The 19,166-nt window shown below is 70.8% G+C and carries 14 protein-coding genes; 11 read left to right on the plus strand and 3 right to left on the minus strand.

The features are described from left to right. Nucleotides 1-84 precede the first annotated feature (84 nt). Both DB32_RS43675 and DB32_RS43680 read left to right on the plus strand, forming a co-directional pair. The gene (locus DB32_RS43675) at nucleotides 85-2,445 is read left to right on the plus strand and encodes an alpha-amylase family glycosyl hydrolase (RefSeq protein ID WP_083458434.1); all 2,361 of its coding nucleotides are present in this window, start codon (nucleotides 85-87) and stop codon (nucleotides 2,443-2,445) included. Between the two features lie 216 nt (nucleotides 2,446-2,661). Further along, on the plus strand, nucleotides 2,662-2,973 hold the full coding sequence (locus tag DB32_RS43680) for a hypothetical protein (protein WP_157070397.1): 312 nt from the start codon (nucleotides 2,662-2,664) through the stop codon (nucleotides 2,971-2,973). A 2-nt stretch (nucleotides 2,974-2,975) separates the two neighbouring features. On the opposite strand, the gene DB32_RS43685 is transcribed toward DB32_RS43680, so the two are convergent. The 3 genes from DB32_RS43685 to DB32_RS43695 are packed head-to-tail and all read right to left on the minus strand — an operon-like array spanning nucleotide 2,976 to nucleotide 5,094. Continuing rightward, nucleotides 2,976-3,380, minus strand: a complete 405-nt coding sequence (locus DB32_RS43685) for a hypothetical protein (RefSeq protein ID WP_053238601.1) — start codon at nucleotides 3,378-3,380, stop codon at nucleotides 2,976-2,978. After that, complete coding sequence (locus DB32_RS43690) at nucleotides 3,377-4,234, minus strand: YdcF family protein (RefSeq protein WP_157070398.1); 858 nt, start codon at nucleotides 4,232-4,234, stop codon at nucleotides 3,377-3,379. The genes DB32_RS43685 and DB32_RS43690 overlap by 4 nt, the downstream gene beginning before the upstream one ends. 47 nt (nucleotides 4,235-4,281) lie before the next feature. Continuing rightward, nucleotides 4,282-5,094: a nucleotidyltransferase gene (locus DB32_RS43695; RefSeq protein WP_053238603.1), complete on the minus strand. Its 813-nt coding sequence runs from the start codon at nucleotides 5,092-5,094 to the stop codon at nucleotides 4,282-4,284. Between the two features lie 103 nt (nucleotides 5,095-5,197). Here DB32_RS43695 and DB32_RS43700 point away from each other — a divergent pair, with 103 nt between their 5' ends. The 9 genes from DB32_RS43700 to DB32_RS43740 all read left to right on the plus strand — a co-directional run bounded on the left by DB32_RS43700 (nucleotide 5,198) and on the right by DB32_RS43740 (nucleotide 19,160). Continuing rightward, nucleotides 5,198-5,965 carry a metallophosphoesterase family protein gene (locus DB32_RS43700; protein WP_053239166.1) on the plus strand — a complete coding sequence of 256 codons (768 nt, stop codon included), beginning with the start codon at nucleotides 5,198-5,200 and terminating at the stop codon, nucleotides 5,963-5,965. Between the two features lie 683 nt (nucleotides 5,966-6,648). After that, entirely contained in the window at nucleotides 6,649-8,451 is a 1,803-nt protein-coding gene (locus tag DB32_RS43705) for an acetate/propionate family kinase (RefSeq protein WP_053238604.1), read from the plus strand. A 5-nt stretch (nucleotides 8,452-8,456) separates the two neighbouring features. Next, nucleotides 8,457-10,127 carry an alpha-amylase family glycosyl hydrolase gene (locus DB32_RS43710; RefSeq protein WP_053238605.1) on the plus strand — a complete coding sequence of 557 codons (1,671 nt, stop codon included), beginning with the start codon at nucleotides 8,457-8,459 and terminating at the stop codon, nucleotides 10,125-10,127. A 225-nt stretch (nucleotides 10,128-10,352) separates the two neighbouring features. Next, nucleotides 10,353-12,377, plus strand: a complete 2,025-nt coding sequence (locus tag DB32_RS43715) for a serine/threonine-protein kinase (protein WP_169791747.1) — start codon at nucleotides 10,353-10,355, stop codon at nucleotides 12,375-12,377. Beyond that, nucleotides 12,374-13,636 (plus strand): ABC transporter substrate-binding protein, encoded by a 1,263-nt coding sequence (locus tag DB32_RS43720; RefSeq protein ID WP_053238607.1) that lies wholly within the window; start codon nucleotides 12,374-12,376, stop codon nucleotides 13,634-13,636. Before DB32_RS43715 ends, DB32_RS43720 begins: the two co-directional genes overlap by 4 nt. A gap of 23 nt (nucleotides 13,637-13,659) precedes the next feature. Then, on the plus strand, nucleotides 13,660-14,133 hold the full coding sequence (locus DB32_RS43725; protein ID WP_053238608.1) for a hypothetical protein: 474 nt from the start codon (nucleotides 13,660-13,662) through the stop codon (nucleotides 14,131-14,133). Next, on the plus strand, nucleotides 14,133-15,020 hold the full coding sequence (locus DB32_RS43730; RefSeq protein ID WP_053238609.1) for a hypothetical protein: 888 nt from the start codon (nucleotides 14,133-14,135) through the stop codon (nucleotides 15,018-15,020). Before DB32_RS43725 ends, DB32_RS43730 begins: the two co-directional genes overlap by 1 nt. Before the next feature lie 81 nt (nucleotides 15,021-15,101). Further along, the gene (locus tag DB32_RS43735) at nucleotides 15,102-18,047 is read left to right on the plus strand and encodes an ArnT family glycosyltransferase (RefSeq protein ID WP_053238610.1); all 2,946 of its coding nucleotides are present in this window, start codon (nucleotides 15,102-15,104) and stop codon (nucleotides 18,045-18,047) included. 48 nt (nucleotides 18,048-18,095) lie between these two features. Next, nucleotides 18,096-19,160 (plus strand): DUF4419 domain-containing protein, encoded by a 1,065-nt coding sequence (locus DB32_RS43740; protein WP_053238611.1) that lies wholly within the window; start codon nucleotides 18,096-18,098, stop codon nucleotides 19,158-19,160. Nucleotides 19,161-19,166: the final 6 nt, after the last annotated feature.

The following is a 19,166-nucleotide window of genomic DNA, read 5'->3' on the forward strand; positions in this document are numbered from 1 at the left end:
TAGTCGGAAGCTATGTACGCCAGTGCGACACCCATCGATGCGTGACGTCTTGATCTCGCGTGAGAACGACGGGAGGATTCGCGCATGCCGCGCCGCAGTTCCACCGCTGTATCCGCTTTACTTCTGCTGCTCGCGACCGCGTGCGCCTCGGATCCCGGCACCCTCGCCGTGGACGCCGGCCCAGGCTATCGGCGCGACGGATCGCCGGGGCCCTCGTTCCGCCCGCCCTGCGGCGGTGACGGCGGGACGAGCGGTGACGCGTCGTGCGGCGACGGCGAAGTGCCGATGCCCGAGGAGGACGCCGGACCGCCGCCTCCGCCTTGCAACGAGATCACGTTCACGCTGCGGCGCCCGGGCGCGAGCAGCGTCTGGGTGAGCGGCAGCTTCCTCGCCGACGCGAGCAGCGTCTGGCCGGGCACGCCCGAAGCGGGCGCGCTCGAGATGGTCGACGACGGCAGTGGCAACTGGAGCGTGACCCACCTCGTCGAGCCGGTCGGTCGTCATCTCTACAAGTTCATCGTCGACGGCACGACCTGGATCGCCGATCCCGGGAACGACCAGCGCGAGTGGGACACGATCACGGGCGGCGGGTGCCAGCCCGACGGCGCCGGCTGCAACAGCGTCCTCTCGGTGTGCGACGTGGTGCCGACCGGTCCCGTCGAGGGTCGCGTCGGTGATCTCGAGTACCGCGTCGAGCGGGAGAGCGACGGATACGACGTCACGATCCGCTACGTCGGCAGCGGCACGCTCGATCTCGCAGGGAGCACCACGCGCCTCAACGGCGAGGACGTCGATCTGAGCTCGGTCTACGACGCGTCGACGCGCACGTTCACGATCTCGCGCACCGGCCTCGCGCCCAACAAGTACAGCTACCTGCTGCGCCTGCGCACGACGGGCGGGGCGAACCTCACGCCGCTCTTCCTGCCGATCTGGATCGGTGACGACTACCGCTATGGCGGCTTCTCGTGGACCGACGGCATCGTCTACCAGATCTTCACCGACCGCTTCGCGAACGGCGATCCGAGCAACGACATCGACAACGGCGAGGGCACGCTCGCGCAGGTCACCGATCGTCGCAGCCAGTGGCAGGGCGGAGACTTCGCGGGGATCACCCAGCAGATCCGCGACGGCTACTTCGAGGAGATGGGCATCAACGCGCTGTGGATCAGCTCGCCGATCCTCAACTCGCACGGCTCGCAGCCGGCCGTCGATCCCGGGGATACGCGCCGGTTCTCGAGCTACCACTCGTACCACCCGATCGCGACGGGCCACACGCACCTCGACGACTACGGCTATCCGAACCCGATCGAGCCCGCGTTCGGCACGCCCGAAGAGCTGCACGAGCTCGTCAACGAAGCGCACGCGCGAGGCATCCGCGTGATCCCCGACTTCGTGGCGAACCACGTGCAGATCGAGGCGAACATCTACGACCGGCACCCCGAGTGGTTCTTCGACTACGAGATGTGCCACGACAACTGGGACCGCCTTCGCGTCGAGTGCTGGTTCACCTCGCTGATGCCCGACGTCGACTACGGCGGGAACCCCGCGGCCGTCGACGCGGTGGTCGCGCACGCGATCTGGATGATCCAGGAGTTCGACTTCGACGGCTTCCGCGCCGACGCCCTGAAGCACATGGACGACGTGTTCACGCGCGAGCTGCGCGCCGCGATCGTCGAGCAGGTCGAGACGACGGTGCACGATCACGCGCGCCCGTTCGAGCCCGCGTCGTTCTACATGGTCGGCGAGTCGCTCGGCGGATGGGCGCGTTACCACGTCCGCGAGGACATGGTGCAGGGCCAGGTCGACGAGGGGTATTACAACCGCGCGAAGGCATCGCTGCTGACGTTCAGCGACAGCCTCTCGAGCCTCGCGGGCTTCGCGATCGGCAACGACACCGCGTATCGCTCGCCGCAGAGCACGATGGGCGGGGTCGGCGGCTACCCCGGCGCGGTCATGGGCAACTTCTTCGGGAACCACGACCAGTGGCGCGCGCTGACCGAAGCGGGCGGCGCGACGGCCCAGGGATATGCGCGGCTGCGGCTCGCGCAGACGTTCCTCTTCACGTCGCCGTACAACGTCCCGATGCTCTACCAGGGCGACGACATCGGCACGCTCGGCGGGCAGGATCCCGACAACCGCGCGTTCATGCGCTTCACCGGCCTGAGCACGGAGGAGCAGCGCTCGCTGCTGAACGCGCAGCGCGCGGGCCGCGCGCGCGCCGAGCACGAGGCGCTGCGTCGTGGTCGCCGCGAGAGCGTGCTCGTCGAGACGGACTTCTGGGCGTACCGGGTGAGCCACCCGGGCGCCGAGGACGTGTACGTCGTGCTCAACCGCGGCGGCGGGCGCTCGTGGTCCCCGCCGGTGAGCGGCTACGTCGACGCGCTCGGCAACTGCACCGGCGGCAACGTGCCGGCGCTGTCGAGCTGCATCTACGTGCCCGACTGAGCGAGGAGACCAGGACCGATCGGAACACCACGTCGAAGAGCGTTCCGTTCCTCTCTGCTCGAGCGCACCGCGCTGGAGACGAATGGAGAACGGACACATCTCGCGCCCCGAGCCGACACTCGCGCCGAGCCCCGTGTCCTCCTGCGCTCCTCAAAATCTCTGCCTCTTCCGACTCCTGCTCTCCTGAGAGGCATCCCGATTGCTCGGCCTCTCCTCATGGCGCGAAGGACGACCACGAGGCGCTGTTGGCCCGGATACGAGCCGGTGCCCGGCAAGCGCGCCGGCGAGAAGGGCAGCTGCCGCAAGAAGACCGCCTCGAAGCGCACCTCGAGCGAGCAGCGCTTCGTCGACGCGCGCGAGGAGCAGCTCGACCGATGGCAGGAGCGCCATCCCCGATCGCGTCGCAGCGCGGCGCAGCACCTCGCCGCGCCCGGCACCAAGCGCCGCGCGAAGAGCGCGGCACGCCGCACGACGAAGCCGCGCACGAAGCGCTCGGGCAGCACGCGCACCCGGCGCGCCCCGACGTGAGCTCAGCCGTACGGGAAGCCCAGCGCGTCGCGCGCGAGCTGCGCGACCCGCGACCGTGAGGCGCGCGTCTCGGCGCACGAGTACACGCCGCGATCACGATCGCTCACGAGCCGCACCGAGAGCCCGAGCTCGTCGCCCTTGCGCCGCTCGAGCGCGACGTAGAGCGTGCCGTCGCCGGTCAAGAAGCTCACCGCCGCGCGCTCGCCGCGGAGCAGCTCGTCGATGCGCTTCCCGAGCTCCGCGATCTCGCGCTCACCGAGCGAGCCGCGCACGACCACACGCGTGCCGTCGGCGAGCAGCGCGAACAGCGCGCGCCATGTCGACGTGCCGTCGTCGTGGAGCTCGAGATCCTCCGCGCCGACCGCCAGCAGGTAGTGCGCGCAGCGCAGCTCGATCGCGCCGATCATCGTGCCTGGTCTCCCTCGTCGATCCATCCACGCATCGCGTACAGCGTCCAAGCCGCGCGCTCCGTGATCCATTCCTCGAACGCGCGCACACGATCGTCGGGGTCACGCGGCGGGAGCGAGAAGTCGCGCTCCGGCGCGGGCACCGCGATCACCTCGAGGCCCATCGCGCGGAACGTCGCGGCCGCGCGGCGCTCGTGCATGGCGTCGGTGACGACGATCACCCGGCGCAGCGGGCGCGCGGCGGCGAGCTCGTCCACGCGCAGCGCTTCGTCGCGCGTGCTCGCGACCGGACCGACGCGCACGACCTCGACGCTCGTGCCTTCCGCGATCTCCAGCGCGTCGCCGGTGTCGTCGGCGTGACCGGCGCCGAGATCGGTGCGCACCAGCAGCGGTGCGTGCCCGTCGCGCGCGAGGGCGAGCCCGGCGACCAAGCGCGACAGGCCGTTGCTGCTGAGACGCCCTTCGCTCGTCACGTCGGACGAGAGCACGACGATCGCGTCGGCGGCGCGGGGTGCGTCGCGGAGCAACCACGCGTCGTACTGCGCGTCGAAGAGCGGTGTGAACGCGACGAGCACGTAGAGCACGCCCAGCGCGGCGAACGCGATCCACGGCAGCGCGCGTGCGCGTGTCGCCGCGATCGCGCCGCTGACGATCGCGAACGCGAAGACCAGCCACGCGTCCTCGAGGTCGAGCAGGCGCCGCAGACCGAGCAGCGTCACGAGCCCGAGCCGATCCGCGACGACGAACGCGAGCGCGCCCGCGCTCGCGGCGGGCAACGCGCGCTGCACGATCACGACGCGGAGCGAAGGCTCGGGCGGCGCGGACACGCGCGCGGGCATGACACGGCGCGGCACGCGGCGCATCTACACTCGCGACGCGCCCAGCCCGTGCTCGCGCTCGACTACTCCTCGCGCCGATGGATCGCCGCAGTCCACGCGGCGACGTCGACGGGATGCATGCGTCCCGTCGGCGGCAGCCGTCCGTCGCGTCGACCTGCTTCGATGTCGACGAGGTACTGCTCGCGCGAGAGCAGCGTCCCGAGGCACAAGCGCTCGCGCGTGACGATCTGCCTCTCCACCCGCAATCGCTCGAGCAGCTCGTCCATGACGTCGTCCGGGACGTTTCGCGCCAGATCGGGGTAGATGAAGCCGAACAGCACCAGGTGCGAGAGCAGGACGCGCCAGAAGCGTCCGTAGCGCCACACGAGCCGCTTCCAGTCGAGGTCCTTCGCGCGCGCCGCGAGCAGGTGCGCCACGTCCGCGCCGTCGTAGCGCTCGCGCTCCTGCACGAACGACTTCGACCAGATCGTCTCCTCGACCGGGCAGAACGACACCGGCTCGCCGAGCAGCGTTCCGGGCGACGCGTGCTCGAACCAGAGGTCGTCCACCGGCGTCGCGCCGTTGCCGGAGTTGTAGATGAGATCGACGAACTTCCCGTGCTCGTGCGCCTTCGCGAGCCAGTGCGGGAACGCGACCTCGGTCTCGAGCCCGCTCGCCTCGAGCGTGCTCAGCGCACGCTCGAGATCGCGCTCGTGGATGAAGAGATCGAGATCCTTGGTGTCGCGACAGAGCCCCGTGTGGTGCTGCAGGACTGCCGCGCCTGCGACGAGGAAGGGCACGTGCGCGCGGTTCAGCGTGCGGATCACCTTCGCGTAGAAGGCGAGCTCGGGATCCTCGGGCGGACGCTCGGGCGATGCTCGGGACGCGAGGCGCATCGTGGTTCACCTCCCTGTCACGTCCAGACAGCAATCGATGCGCCAGGACGCGCTGCTCGCGGCGCATGCATTGCACCCCTCGAGGCGCACGGAGCTCTTCGAGATGACACAACGCCCCATTCGCGTCGCCGCGGTCGGCGACCTGCACTGTCGCAAGACGTCTGCGGGCACGATCGCGCCGCTCCTCTCGCGCGTGAACGAGCACGCCGACATGCTGCTGCTCTGCGGCGATCTCACGGACTACGGCACGCCGGAAGAAGCACACGTGCTCGCGAAGGAGCTCGCGGTCGCGCGCGTGCCGATGGCCGGAGTGCTCGGCAACCACGACTACGAAGGCGGCGCGCAGCAGGAGATCACGAAGATCCTCACCGACGCCGGCGTGCAGATCCTCGACGGCGACGCGATCGAGATCCACGGCATCGGCATCGCGGGCGTGAAGGGCTTCGTCGGAGGCTTCGGCCGCGGCACGCTCGGCCCGTGGGGCGAGCGCATGATCAAGGCGTTCGTGCAGGAAGCGATCGACGAGGCGCTCAAGCTCGAGGCGGCGCTGCAGCGCCTGCGCACCGAGCGCCGCATCGCGATCATGCACTACGCGCCGGTGCGCGGGACCGTCGAGGGCGAGCCTCCGGAGATCTTCGCGTACTGCGGCTGCGGCCGGCTCGAAGAGCCGCTGCATCGATATCCGGTCGACGTCGTGTTCCACGGCCACGCGCACCACGGCTCTCCGACCGCGCGCACGGAGAACGGCATCCCGGTGCACAACGTCGCGCTCCCGCTGATGCGCCGCCTCCACGCCGAGCACCCCGGCTTCCACGTCGTCGAGCTCGAGCCGCTCCACGAGCCGATCGAAGAGATGCCCCTCGTGCGCTGAGCCTCCCGCCTCGCGCGAGCACGGCTCCTGGCGAGAGCTTCGCTGAGGAGAGGAGGAGAATTGCCGCTCAGGAGAGCAGGAGGAGCAGGAGGGGAGAGCGAGAGAGGAGACGTCTGAGGTCGCACTTCGGACGTCGAGCGTAGGAAGTTCGGAGCGTCGGAGCCTCGGAGCCCGAGCTTCCAGAGGCGCGCAGTGCGCGATCGCCTTCGCTTCCGCCAAATCGCGCGGCTCGACCGCGCGCTGGGCGTGCGCTCGAGGCATCAATCGCGTGCGCAACGCGCTGTGAGTCGAGATCGACTCCACCACAGCGCGCGCATCGCGCACTGCTCCGCATCAGGCTCCAGTCGCGCGGCCTCGCCGCGCGCTGCTACTCGCGAGCGTCAGAGCCGCGCGAACAGCGCGGATCGGTCGCGAGCTCTCCCCAGCCTAAGCTCTCGAGACGGCAGACGCAGCGTACCGGGCGAGGGTGAGGGGGTCCGGCGCTCTCGTGAGCGCGGGCCGTACGACGCCGACCACAGACTGATCAGGTCGAGCGCGGCAGAGCGCAACGCGCGCGCCGCGATCGACCCTCCGCCTCCCCCGACGCTCGCGCCGCCGCTGACGAGCAGCCGCGATCACCCCGAGCGCCGGACCCCCTCACCCTCGCCCCTCGTCGACGCCGATCCGTCTATGATCCCCGATCGATGCGAGTCCTCGTCGTCAACGTCGGATCGACCTCCGTCAAATACAACCTCTACGAGATGGACACCGAGGCGCGCCTCGCCGCCGGGCGCGTCGAGCGCGTCGGCACCGCGGACGCGACGCACATCCACGAGGGCGGCAGCGATCGCATCGACGGACGCGACGTCACCGGCGCGCTCCGAGCGATCCTCGCGCACCTCACGCGCGAAGGCGGCCCGCTGCCCGATCCCACGGCGCTCGCCGCGGTCGGTCATCGCGTCGTGCACGGCGGCGAGCAGCTCGTCACGCCCACGCCGGTCGACGAGCGCGCCGAGCGCATCATCGAGGAGTGCGCCGCCTACGCGCCGCTGCACAACCCGGTGAACCTCGCGGGGATCCGCGCCGCGCGCGCCGTGTTCTCGCAGGTCCCGCACGTCGCGGTGTTCGACACCGCGTTCCACGCGCAGCTCCCACCGCACGCCTACAGCTACGCGATCCCGCACGAGCTCTATCTCGAGAAGGGCATCCGTCGTTACGGCTTCCACGGCCCGAGCCACCAGTACATGGCGCTCTCCGCGGCCGAGCACCTCGGGACGCACCTCTCGCGCCTCAAGCTCATCACCTGTCATCTCGGCGGCGGCGCGAGCGTGAGCGCGATCGAGCACGGCGTGTCCGTCGAGACCTCGATGGGCATGACGCCCCTCGAAGGCCTGGTGATGGGCACGCGCGCCGGCGATCTCGACCCCGCGATCCCGATGCTCCTCGCGAAGCAGGGCATGGCCGCGGGCGACATCGACGAGCTGCTCAATCGTCGCTCCGGTCTCGCGGGGCTCTCGGGCATCGGCGCCGACTTCCGCGACATCCAGCAGGCCGCGGAGGGCGGCGATCCTCGCGCGCGCCTCGCGATCGAAGTGTTCGTGCATCGCCTCCGCAAGTACGTCGGCGCGTACGCCGCGACGCTCGGCGGCGCCGACGCGATCGTGTTCACCGGCGGCATCGGCGAGAACTCCGCGCTCGTGCGCAGCAAGGTCTGCGAGGGCCTGATCTTCATGGGCGTCGCCCTCGACGAGCGCGCGAACGAGACGAAGCGCGCCGCCGATCACGGCGGCATCGTCGAGATTTCCGCGCACCGCGCGCCGACCAAGGTGCTCGTCGTGCGCACCGACGAAGAGCGCATGATCGCGCGCGAGGTGATGCGCTGCGTGGTCGGCCCCACCGCGACCATCCGCAGCGTGCGCGCCCGTCCGATCCCGGTCGGCGTGAGCGTGCGCCACGTGCACCTCTCGCGCGCCGACTGCGACGCGCTCTTCGGTCCCGGCTACGAGCTCACGAAGAAGCGCGACGTCACACAGCCCGGCCAGTACGTCACCCGCGAGACCGTCGATCTCGTGGGCCCCAAGGGCGAGATCCGCCGCGTCGCGATCATCAACCCGCTGCGCAAGCAGACGCAGGTCGAGGTCGCGCGCACCGACGCCATCACGCTCGGCGTGAGCCCGCCGCTGCGCGAGTCGGGCAAGCTCGAGGGCACGCCGGGCCTCACGCTGCGCGGCCCCGCGGGCTCGGTGGAGATCCCGAGCGGCGTCATCCTCGCGCATCGCCACGTGCACATGTCGCCCGACGAGGCGCGCGACTTCGGCGTGAACGATCGCGACGTGATCAAGGTGCGCGTCGACGGAGATCGCGAGATGACGATGGGCGACGTGATCGTGCGGGTGCACCCCGAGTTCACGCTCGACATGCACGTCGACACCGACGAGGCGAACGCCGCGGGCCTCACCAGCGACAGCGTCGTCGCGTTCGAAGGCGTGCAGGAGCCGCGCGAGTAGGTCGGATGATCCGCCGATCTGCCGTCGCGCTGCTCGCGCTCTGCGCCGCTGCGTGTGATCCCGATCCCGCTCCGCCCGTCGCGACCCACGTCGACGACTGGCGCGATCGCGTCATCTACCAGATCCTCGTCGACCGCTTCGAAAACGGCGATCCGAGCAACGACGACGCCGACGGCATCGCGCCGGTGCCCGGCGATCTCTCGCGCGTGCAGGGCGGCGACTGGCGCGGCGTCGAGGACCGCCTCGACTACGTCGCGCGACTCGGCATGAGCGCGATCTGGATCTCGCCGATCGTCGCGAACGTGCCGCGCATCGAGAGCGAGGACGGATACCACGGCTACTGGGCGAGCGACTTCACCGCGCACAACCCGCGCTTCGGCACGCTCGAGGAGCTCCAGTCGCTCGTCGCCGCCGCGCACGCGCGCGACATCGTCGTGATCGTCGACATCGTCACGAACCACGCGGGCCGCGTCTTCGCGTACGACCTCGACCGCGACGGAGCGCTCGATCCCGACGAGGACCTGCCGCCGTATCGACGCGAGGGATACGACGCCCCGATCCTCTGGCACGACGGGCCGCTGCGCGTCTTCGCCGCGGACGGCGCGATCGTCGAGCTCGGCCGCGAGCACTTCCACCGCCGCGGCATCGGCAACCTCGGCGACTACGAAGAGCGCCGCTACGGCGACTTCCCCACCGGCCTGCGCGACCTCGACACCGCGCGTGACGACGTCGTCGAGGCGATGATCGAGACGTACGCGCACTGGATCCTCACGACCGACGTCGACGGCTTCCGCATCGACGCGGTCCCGCACGTCGAGCTCCCGTTCTGGCAGGCGTTCTGCGACGGACTGCGGCGTCGCCTCGCCGCGCACGGAAAAGAGCGGTTCTTCCTGCTCGGCGAGATCTACGAGGGCGACCCGCGCGAGATCGCGCGTCACACCGCGGAAGGCGCGCTCGACGCGGGCTTCGACTTCCCCGCGAAGATGACGCTGATCGACGGAGTGATCCTCGGCGGCGCGCCGCCCTCCACTGCGCGCGCCGCGCTCGAGACGAACCGCGCGCTGTTCCGCGACGTGCCGCAGCCGCTCGGCATCGGTCTCTCGCCGTGGCAGGCGCGCGTCACGATCGCCGACAACCACGACCTACCGCGCGTCCGCGCCGAGGTCCCCGACGCGTTCGCCGTGGACCAAGCGCTCGTCGCGATGTTCGTGCTCGATTCGATCCCCGGCATCTACTACGGCACCGAGCAGGAATTCACCGGACGCTCGCACCACGAGGCGCGCGAGGTGATGTGGGAGTCGGAGTTCCGCGAGGATCTCCCGAGCTTCGCGCTGATCCAGCGCCTCGCCACGCTGCGCCGGAACTCGATCGCGCTGCGTCGCGGCACGCTCGTCCTGCGCCACGCGAGCGACGTCGGCGGCATCGAGCTCGAGTCGCCCACGCCCGACGCGGGCATGCTCGCGTGGGAGCGCACGCACGACGACGAGCGCGTGCTCGTCGGGCTCAACACCCATCCGCTGCAGACGTCGCGCGCCCGCGTCGCGACGAGCTTTTCGCCCGGCACGGTGCTCGAAGATCGCCTCGGCGGTGCGCTCACGTTCGAGGTCGCGCCCGACGGAACGATCGAGCTCGCGATCCCGCCCCGCGAGTCGGTGGTGCTGTTCCCGATTCCGTGAGAGTGCCAATCTGATTGGCACTCTCCGGTGTCGCGACTGGCACTCTCGTCGTCGACACCACGCGTCGCTCCGAGCCCCCATCGCACATCGGCGATCCAATCGGGCTGCAAACCGACCCGCCGTCTCCGAGCGTGATGTGCACGTTTCGTACGGGGAAACTCGGTGATCGAACTTGGAAACACTGCGTTCGGACGTTGACACGGCAACGTCGACGATCCGAGACTCGTGACTCGGGGAGGAATGACGAGCCCTGGAGCCAGTTCGAACCGCGCCTCGGGCACCCTCAGTGGGGAAGAGACGCGAGCCTACACGCTGCAGGCGATCCCTCCTCAGCCGTTCGGCAAGTACACGCTGATCGGCAAGCTCGGGCACGGCGGCATGGCGGAGGTCCTTCTCGCCGTCATGGCGGGCAAGGGCGGCTTCCGGAAGCTCGTGGTGCTCAAGCGGCTGCACCAGCAGCTCGAGGCCGAGCCCGGCTTCATCGACATGTTCCTCGACGAGGCGCGCCTCGCGGCGCAGCTCGATCACCCGCACTGCGTGCAGACGCTCGAGGTGGGCGAGGCCTCCGGCCATCACTTCCTCGCGATGGAGTACCTCGACGGCCAGGGCCTCGAGCGCCTCCTCCGATCGAGCGCGCAGATGGGCACGATGCTGCCGGTGCCGCTCGCGGCGCGCATGATCGCCGACGCGCTCGACGGGCTCGGCTACGCGCACGACCTCACGAGCTACGAAGGCCGCGCGCTCGGCGTCGTGCACCGCGACGTCAGCCCGCAGAACATCTACGTCACGTACAACGGCGTGGTGAAGCTGCTCGACTTCGGCATCGCGAAGGCCGAGTCGAACGTCGTCGAGACGCGCACCGGCGTGGTGAAGGGCAAGTACGCGTACATCGCGCCCGAGCAGGCCCTCACGAACAACGTCGATCAGCGCGCGGACCTCTGGAGCATGGGTGTCGTGCTCTGGGAGGCGCTGACGTCGCGACGTCTCTTCAAGAGCGTCAACGAGCTCGCGACGCTGCAGGAGACGCTGCAGGGCGAGATCCGACTGCCCAGCATCCACAATCCGGCGGTGCCGCCGGAGCTCGACGCGATCGTGATGCGCGCGCTGCAGCGCGACGTGTCGGCGCGCTACCAGAGCGCGAAGGAGTTCCGCACCGACCTCGAGCGCTGGCTCGCGTCGCAGCCGAACGCGCCGACGCGCGCGACGATCGCGCAGCTGATGCAGACGCGCTTCGAGGAAGTGCAGAAGGCGCACAAGGAGAAGCTCGCGGCGTGCCTCGCGTCGCTCGAGGTCGGGGCGAGCTCGATCCAGCGCCTCGTCGATCCGAGCTCGCCGGGGACGGCGATGCCCGACGCCGGAATCTCGGGTCAGTTCGCGCACATGACGCCCTCGACGGCGTCGCGCGTGGTGTCGACCGGATCGAGCGTGACGCCGACGCCGTCGCCCTACGGCGCGTCGGGTCAGTACACGCCGTCGGGTCAGTACACGCCGTCGGGTCAGTACACGCCGTCGGGTCAGTACACGCCGTCGGGTCAGTACACGCCGTCGGCGCCTTCGCAGCACGGCACGTTCGCGCAGCCCGGCGCGGTCACGCACCCGGGGACGGCGGAGCCGCGCGAGCAGAAGCGCCGCGCGCTCGGATGGCAGCTCGTGGTCGTCGCCGCGGTGGCGTTGCTCGCGGTCGCGGTGGCCATCGTGATCCCGCGCGGAGCCGACGAGGCCGCGCCCACCGCGTCGACCGGTGCGGTCGCGGTGCCGCCGGTCGCGACGCCGACACAGCCGACCCCGCCGGCGCCCGATCCGATCGTGCCCGTCACGGCCGACCCGATCGCGGTCGCTCCCGACGCGCCGCCCGCCGACCCGCCGCCGGCGGATCCGGAGGTCGCCGCCGACGAGCCCACGCGCGCCGCGACCGGCAGCCGCGGTGGATCGCGTCGCCCCCGCGGCGGGCGCGGCACCGAGACCGCGACGACCACGACGACGAGCACCGGCACGACCGGCGCGACCCCGACGACGACCCCGACGCCCGCGGCGACCGGCGAGGACGGTTTTCTGTCGCTCGTGACCTCGCCGTGGACGACGGTGTCGCTCAACGGTCGCGACCTCGGGACCACGCCGCTGGTGCGCGTGCGACTCCCGGCGGGACGTCACGTGCTGCGCCTCGTGAACGACGAAGCCGGGATCACCGAGACCTACGAGGTCGACATCCGGGCGGGTGAGACCACGACGCGGAGGTTGGGCCTGCGATGAACGCGAGATCGCTGGTGGTGTTCGCCACGCTCTTGCTCGCGCTCCTCGGATGCGCCCCCGAACGAACGCTTCCGACCGACGACACCGCGACGGTGCGCATCGGCATGATCGCCCCGCTCTCGGGCGAGCTCGGCGCCGACGGGCCCGACTGGCGCGACTCCGCGCGCCTCGCGGTGCGCGAAGTGAACTCCGCGGGCGGCGTGCTCCCGGGACGACGCGTCGAGCTGATCATCGCGGACGGCGAGAGCCGCTCCGACATCGGGGTCGCGGTCGCGCAGGACATGATCGACGACGGCGTGGTCGCGATCATCGGCGACTCCGCGTCGAGCGCGACGATCGCGGTCTACGAGGTGACGCGTCCCGCGGGCGTGCTCCTCGCGAGCGGCCTCTCGACGTCTCCTCTGCTCACCGAGATCAACGGCGCGCTCGAGCCCGCGCAGCGCTTCTTCCTGCGCACCGTGCCGCCCGACGATCGCCAGGCCCCGGCGCTCGCCGAGGCGATGTACTCCCAGGGCTGCCGCAACGTGAGCGTGCTCTTCGCGGACAACGACTACGGTCGCCCGTTCTACGAGCGGACGTCGATGCGCTTCACCGCGCTCGGCGGCATGGTCACGCCCGCGGCCGGCGTCCCGTACACGGAGGAGCTCAGCTCGTACCGCGACGAGGTGATGGCGATCGCGTCGGCGCAGCCGCCGCCCGACTGCGTCGCGCTGATCGGCTATCCCGCGTCGGCCGGCATCATCATGCGTGACTGGGACTCGCTCTCGACGAAGCCCGAGGTCACGTGGTTCGGCACCGACGGCGTGCGCCAGCCGGGCTTCGCGACCGAGGTCGGCAACACCGCGCTGATCGACGACTTCTACGGCACGGCGCCGGTCACCGACCCCGAGACGCCGGCGTACAACCGGTTCCACGATCAGTTCTTCGCGACGTTCGGCAACGATCCCGTCGCGTTCTCCTCGACCGTCTACGACGCGGCCGCGCTCGTGCTGCTCGCGATCGCGAAGGCGGGCACCGCCGACGATCCGAACGCGATCCGCGACGCGGTGTTCCAGCTCAACGATGCCTCGGGCGTGGTCGTGCAGGCGGGACGCCTCGCGGAGGGCCTGCGCCTGATCCGCGAGGGGCGCCCGATCAACTACGAAGGCGCGGCCGGGCCCTCCGACATCGATGCGTTCGGAGACGCCGAGCTCGCGTACGAGCTGTGGCGCTTCGAGGCGGACGGGGAGACCTTCGAGCGCGTGCGGATCCTCGAATGAGCGGTAAGACGGCGGCTTCTCCGATGACACGACGATCTCTCCTCCTCGCGTCGCTCCTGCTCGGTGCGTGCGCGCCCTCGCCGGTGACGGTCGACGTGAATTTCCCGACGACCGAGGCGTTCATGCGCAGCGAGCAGGCGCGCGTCCTCGTGTTCCCGCTCGAGAGCACGACCGAGCAGCTCGGCGCGTGCCCGCAGCTGCTCGACGAGCTGCCGACGCAGTCGTTCTCGATCGAGCCGGTCTACGACTCCGACCTGAGGAGCGTGTGCGCGATCCGCGGCGGCATGTCGCTGCCGGAATTCGGCGAGGGCCCGCACGCGTACGTCGTCGAGATCTTCAGCGCGGGCAACCGCCGCATCCTTCAGGGCTGCAGCATCGGCGAGATCTACGTCGACGGGCCCGACGTGCAGGTGCAGCTGCATCCCACGATGGACTTCGACGCGGCGACCGCCGCACCGGGCACGCCCGAGTCGTACTGCGCGGCGGGAGGAACGTGATGCGCGCGAGCCAGCGAACGTTCGTCGCCGTCGCGCTGCTGATCGGCGTGGTGATCTCGGCGAGCAGCGCCGACGCGCAGCGCCGGCGTCGTGGGAGCGAGCCGGTCGATCCCCTCACCGCGGCCGAGCAGGCGTACACCGAGGTCGACTTCGAGCAGACGCTCGAGCACGCGGGCGCCGCGCTCCAGGCGGGCGGTCACACGCCCGATCGACTGGTGCGCATCTACATGCTGCTCGGCGTGAGCGCGGCCGCGCTCGGTGATGCCGAGGGCGCGCGCGACTTCTTCCAGCGCATGCTCGCCGTCGATCCCGAGGCGCAGCTCGACGACACGGTGCCGCCGCGTCTTCGCGCGCCGTACCTCGAGGCGCGCGGCATCGTGAGCGCGCGTCCCGAGCAGCTCGGCGTCGAGGTCGGCATCGCGCGCGCGCAGAGCGCGATCCGCGTGGCGCTGATCGATCCGTTCCAGATGGCGCGCACGGTGCGCGTGCACGCGCGCATCGAAGGCCAGGTGCAGTACACCGACGTCGAGGCCGAGGCCGAGGCCGAGGTGCTCGCGCCGCTCGACGGCGCCGCGAACGCGGATCGCATCGAGTACTGGGTCGAGGTGCTCGATCCGTACGGCAACCAGGTCGTGCTGGTGGGCAGCGAGTTCGAGCCGCGCACGGTCGGTCGTGTCGCCGCGGTCGCGGTGCCGGGCGGCGGCGGTGGTGGCGCGGGCGGCGGAGGCGCGCAGGAAGGCGGGGGAGGCTCGATCCTCGAGGACCCCCTCTTCTGGATCATCAGCGCGGGCGTGGTGTTGGTCGCGGGCGGCGTGGTCGCGGGCGTGCTGATCGATCAGTCGAGCCACGTGCCGGTGCAGACGGGCGTGTCCTTCGGCATTCCCTGAGCGCTGCCGGACGACAGGGCACGCGCGCCGGTGGACCCTTCCGGACCACCCGACTATGCTCCGCGCCTCGGTTTTTCCAGCATGAGCGAGCGCGACGAGGAAGCGGGCAGCAGCTCGACGGGCGATGGCCCGAAGGGCCGCAAGTCGAGCCAGAAGACCGGCGCCGAGCCCGCGAAGCCCGCGTCGAGCGGCGGCGCGTCGCATCGCGTGCGCGGCGGCGCGATCTTCGGCGTGGGCATCATCGCGACGTTCGCGCTGATGGCGTTCCACGAGCAGGTGTCGCACGGCGCGCTCGTCGGGATGATCACGACGCTCGTCGCGACGCTCGGGCTGCTCGATCTGCTCGGGCTCTTCGCCCCTCGCAGCGAGCCAGGCGCGATCGCGTGGCGCGACACCGCGCTCTGGGCGCGCGCGGGCGAGCCGATCTTCCTCGCGCCGGTGATCACGGTGCCGCTCGCGATCGCCATCGCGGTGCTCGGCGCGATGGTCGGCGGCGTCGACGCGCTCCCGATCGTGATCGTCGCCGCGCTGGTGCCGCTCGCGCTCTCGGCGCTGCGTCGCCCGGCGATGCTCGTCTTCGTGCTCGGCGCCGCGATCGTGCTGCCGTTCCTCGGCGCGTACGGGCTCTGGGATCCCTGGGAGACGCACTACGGCGAGGTCGCCCGCGAGATCCTCGCGCGCGACGACTGGATCAGCCTGTGGTGGGCCCAGGAGGACTGGTTCTGGTCGAAGCCGATCTTCATCTTCTGGATCGAGGCGCTCTCGATGAGCGCGCTCGGGGTCGACTTCCAGCCCGACGCGAACCCCGCGCACCCCGAGTGGGCGCTGCGCCTCCCGCACTTCCTGCTGACGATGGGCGCGCTGCTCGCGATCTACGCGGTCGTGGCGCGCGGGTTCGGTCGTCGCGCCGGTGTCGTCGCCGCGTTCGTGCTCGCGACGATGCCGTACTTCTTCTTCCTCGCGCACCAGGCGATCACCGACATGCCCTTCGTCAGCACGATGACGATGGCGATGGGCATGCTGGGCCTCGCGATCGCGACGCCCGCCGATCGCGAGGTCACGCGCTATCGCCTCGGATCGCTCGAGGTCTCGGGACAGCACGCGCTGATCGGCGCGCTCGCGATGACGTGCATCCCGCAGATCATGCTGCTGATCACGCGCAACGTGACGCTCGTGACGGGCGGCTTCGCGTGGCACCGCGATCGCTTCATGTTCGGCTCCGCGGGCAACGCGGGGAACCCCGGCAACGCCGAGGCGCGCGAGGTCGCGCCCGCGTTCGACGGCATCCTCGCGCAGCCGTTCGTGCAGGGCCTGCTGTGGCTCGCGGGCTTCGCCGCGGTCGTGTGGCTCCTGCGGAACGAGCGCCGCGCGCGCTCGCTCCTGATGGTCGCGTTCTACTTCTTCTGCGCGCTCTCGTTCATGGCGAAGGGCATCCCCGGCTTCGCGCTGCCGGGCATGGTCGCGCTCTTCTGGCTCATCGCGACGCGGCGCTGGGATCTGCTGCTCGAAGGGCAGCTGCGCGTCGCGGCCGGCATCCTCGTGGTCGCGACGGTGGGCCTTCCCTGGTACGTCGCGATGTACATCCGGCACGGGCAGGGCTTCACCGATCGCCTGCTGGTGCACGATCACATCAACCGCCTCACGTCGGGCGTGCACGGCGACACCGGGAGCGCGGAGTACTTCCTCGAGCAGCTCGGCTACGGCTTGTTCCCGTGGGTCGCGCTCGCGCCGCTCGCGATCGCTGGATGGGTCGTGATCGCGGGTCGCACGCGCGAGAGCGAGCGAGCCCCCGCGACGGTGTCGGCGTCGACGCAGCGGGTCGCGGACGAGCTCGAGATGCCGCTGCAGCCGCCGGCTCCGACGACCGCACCGAAGGTCGCGACGGGTCTCCTCGTCGACGCGCAGCTGCAGCGCGAGCTGCTCGCGTTCATCGGGCTCTGGGGCACGGGCGCGTTCGTGCTCTTCAGCGGGATGACCACGAAGTTCCACCACTACATCTTCCCGGCGGTACCCGCGGCGGGCGCGCTCGTCGGCATCGCGGTGGACGCGCTCTTCGGGCCGCGCAGCGATCTCGAGCGCTTCGACGCGAAGAAGATCGCGGGCACGGTGCTCGCGGCGGTCGCATCGCTGCCGATCGTGATCGGTGTCGCCGGGATGTGGGGCGACGTTCGCGGCGTGGTGCCCGAGGACGTGCCCGCGAACCGGATGCGCGACTGGGTGCTGCGTCATCCGTGGTTCGGCGAGCACACGATCCCGCTCGTGCTGCTCGGTGTCGCGCTCGCGGCGGCGGCGTGGTGGCTGCTGCGTGACGAGCCCCGTGATCGGATCGCGGAGGACGGCGAGACGCCGCGCTGGGCGCCCTCTGCGGCGACCGCCGGGCTCTTCGCGGCGCCGGCGATCCTCGCGATGGTGGGTCGCGATCTGTCGTGGGTCACGTCTGCGCGCCCGCACGGCTACGAGCGGCTCATCCACCTGTTCGTCTACAACTACCAGCGCGCGTGGCCGGAGCACTTCGACTACCGGCCGATCCTCACCGGCTTCGCGATCACCGCGGGCGTGGTGATCGGCGTCGCGGCGCTGCCGATCGTGCGTCAGGTCGCGCTGCGCGCGTTCCTCGGGGTCGCGTTCTTCTTCGCGGTGTGGTGCCTCGACGTGTACCTGATCGACCTCTCGCCGCACTGGGGCCAGCGCGAGCTCGTTCGTGCGTACTACGAGCAGCGACGCAGCGCCGACGAGCCGCTGATCGCGTGGCAGATGAACTGGAAGGGCGAGAACTTCTACACCGGCAACGCGGTGTACGCGTTCGTCGACCTCGACAACCGCCGGCTGAACGAGTGGGTGCGCGCGCATCCCGGACAGCGCGTGTACTTCGTCCTCGAGCACCAGCGGCTCGCGAACCTGCGCAGCGTGCTGCGCGGCGCGACGATCGAGGAAGTCACCGACGAGCGGCTGGACAACAAGTTCGTGCTGGTGAGCGCGGACCTGCCGGGCGCGGCGGGCCCGGTGCGCGATCGAGCGCGCGACTGAGACGGGCTGACGAGTGATTCGCCGGCGCCGCCGGCTTACGCTCTCGGCATGTCGATCACATTCTCGGTCAGCCGCGTCGAGCCCGCGGGCTCGCGTTTGCCGAGCTTCGATGCGCGCGGCGCGATCGAGCTGCTCCTCCGCGCACCGGTCGAGGCTTGGTGGACCCCTTCGTGGCCCGTCGTGCGCATGCTCGAGCGGCGTACGGTCTACGCCGACGGCCAGCGGCGCGACGAGCACGTCGCGCTCCATCCGTTCGTCGCGGCGGCGCACGCTGCGTTCGACGAGCATCGGCCGCTCGAGCTCTCGCCCGATGCCGTGTGGCTCTGCATCGCGCAGGGCTTCGCGACGCACGTGCAGACCCACGCGCGCGAGCTCCGCGCCGAGCTGGTCGCCCGCGAAGGGCGCGAGACGATCATCGTGCGGCGCGACGACTTCGTGCTCGGCTCGCCGCGGAACCCCTGGCCCGACGTGTTCGCCGCGATGTCGGCGCAGGTCGCGGCGCGCACCGGCGAGCTCCACGCCCTCGTGGTGAGCGACTTCTCCACCACGGATCCCGTGTCGCGCGCGGCGAGCGAGATCACGCTCCTCGCCGCGATGCAGCCGTTCTTCGGCTATCAGGTGCACACGCGGTGCGGCATCCCCGCGATCACGCTGACCGGTACGCCCGACGACTGGCGCGCGATCGAGCGTCGCGCGGCCGCGCTCTCACGCTTCGATCTGTCGTGGTGGACGGACGCGCTCGCGCCCGTGCTCGCGCATTTCACGCGCGCATCGCAGGGCGACGTCGACGTCGCGTTCTGGCAGTCGTTCTACAAGCTGAGCGACGGGTCGGGCGGTCCGCGCATCACCGGGTGGGTCAACGTGCTGCTCCCGTACCTCGTGGGTCGCGACGGAAGACCGGAGCGCAACGCTGCGCTTCGTGCGTGGCGTGACGGCCACGGTCCCACGACCGAGCGACTGCCGTCGGGGATCTGCTGCGTGCCGTTCCTCTGGAAGTACATGGGCAGCGAGTACCGCATGGAGTTCGTCGGTGGCCACGCCGCGGTCGGCCAGCATCCCCACACCGGCTGCGTCCGGCCCGAGCTCGGATGGGCCGTGCGTCGCGCGCCGTGATCGTCG

The sequence above is a fragment of the Sandaracinus amylolyticus genome (assembly GCF_000737325.1).
Taxonomy (GTDB): domain Bacteria; phylum Myxococcota_A; class Polyangia; order Polyangiales; family Sandaracinaceae; genus Sandaracinus; species Sandaracinus amylolyticus.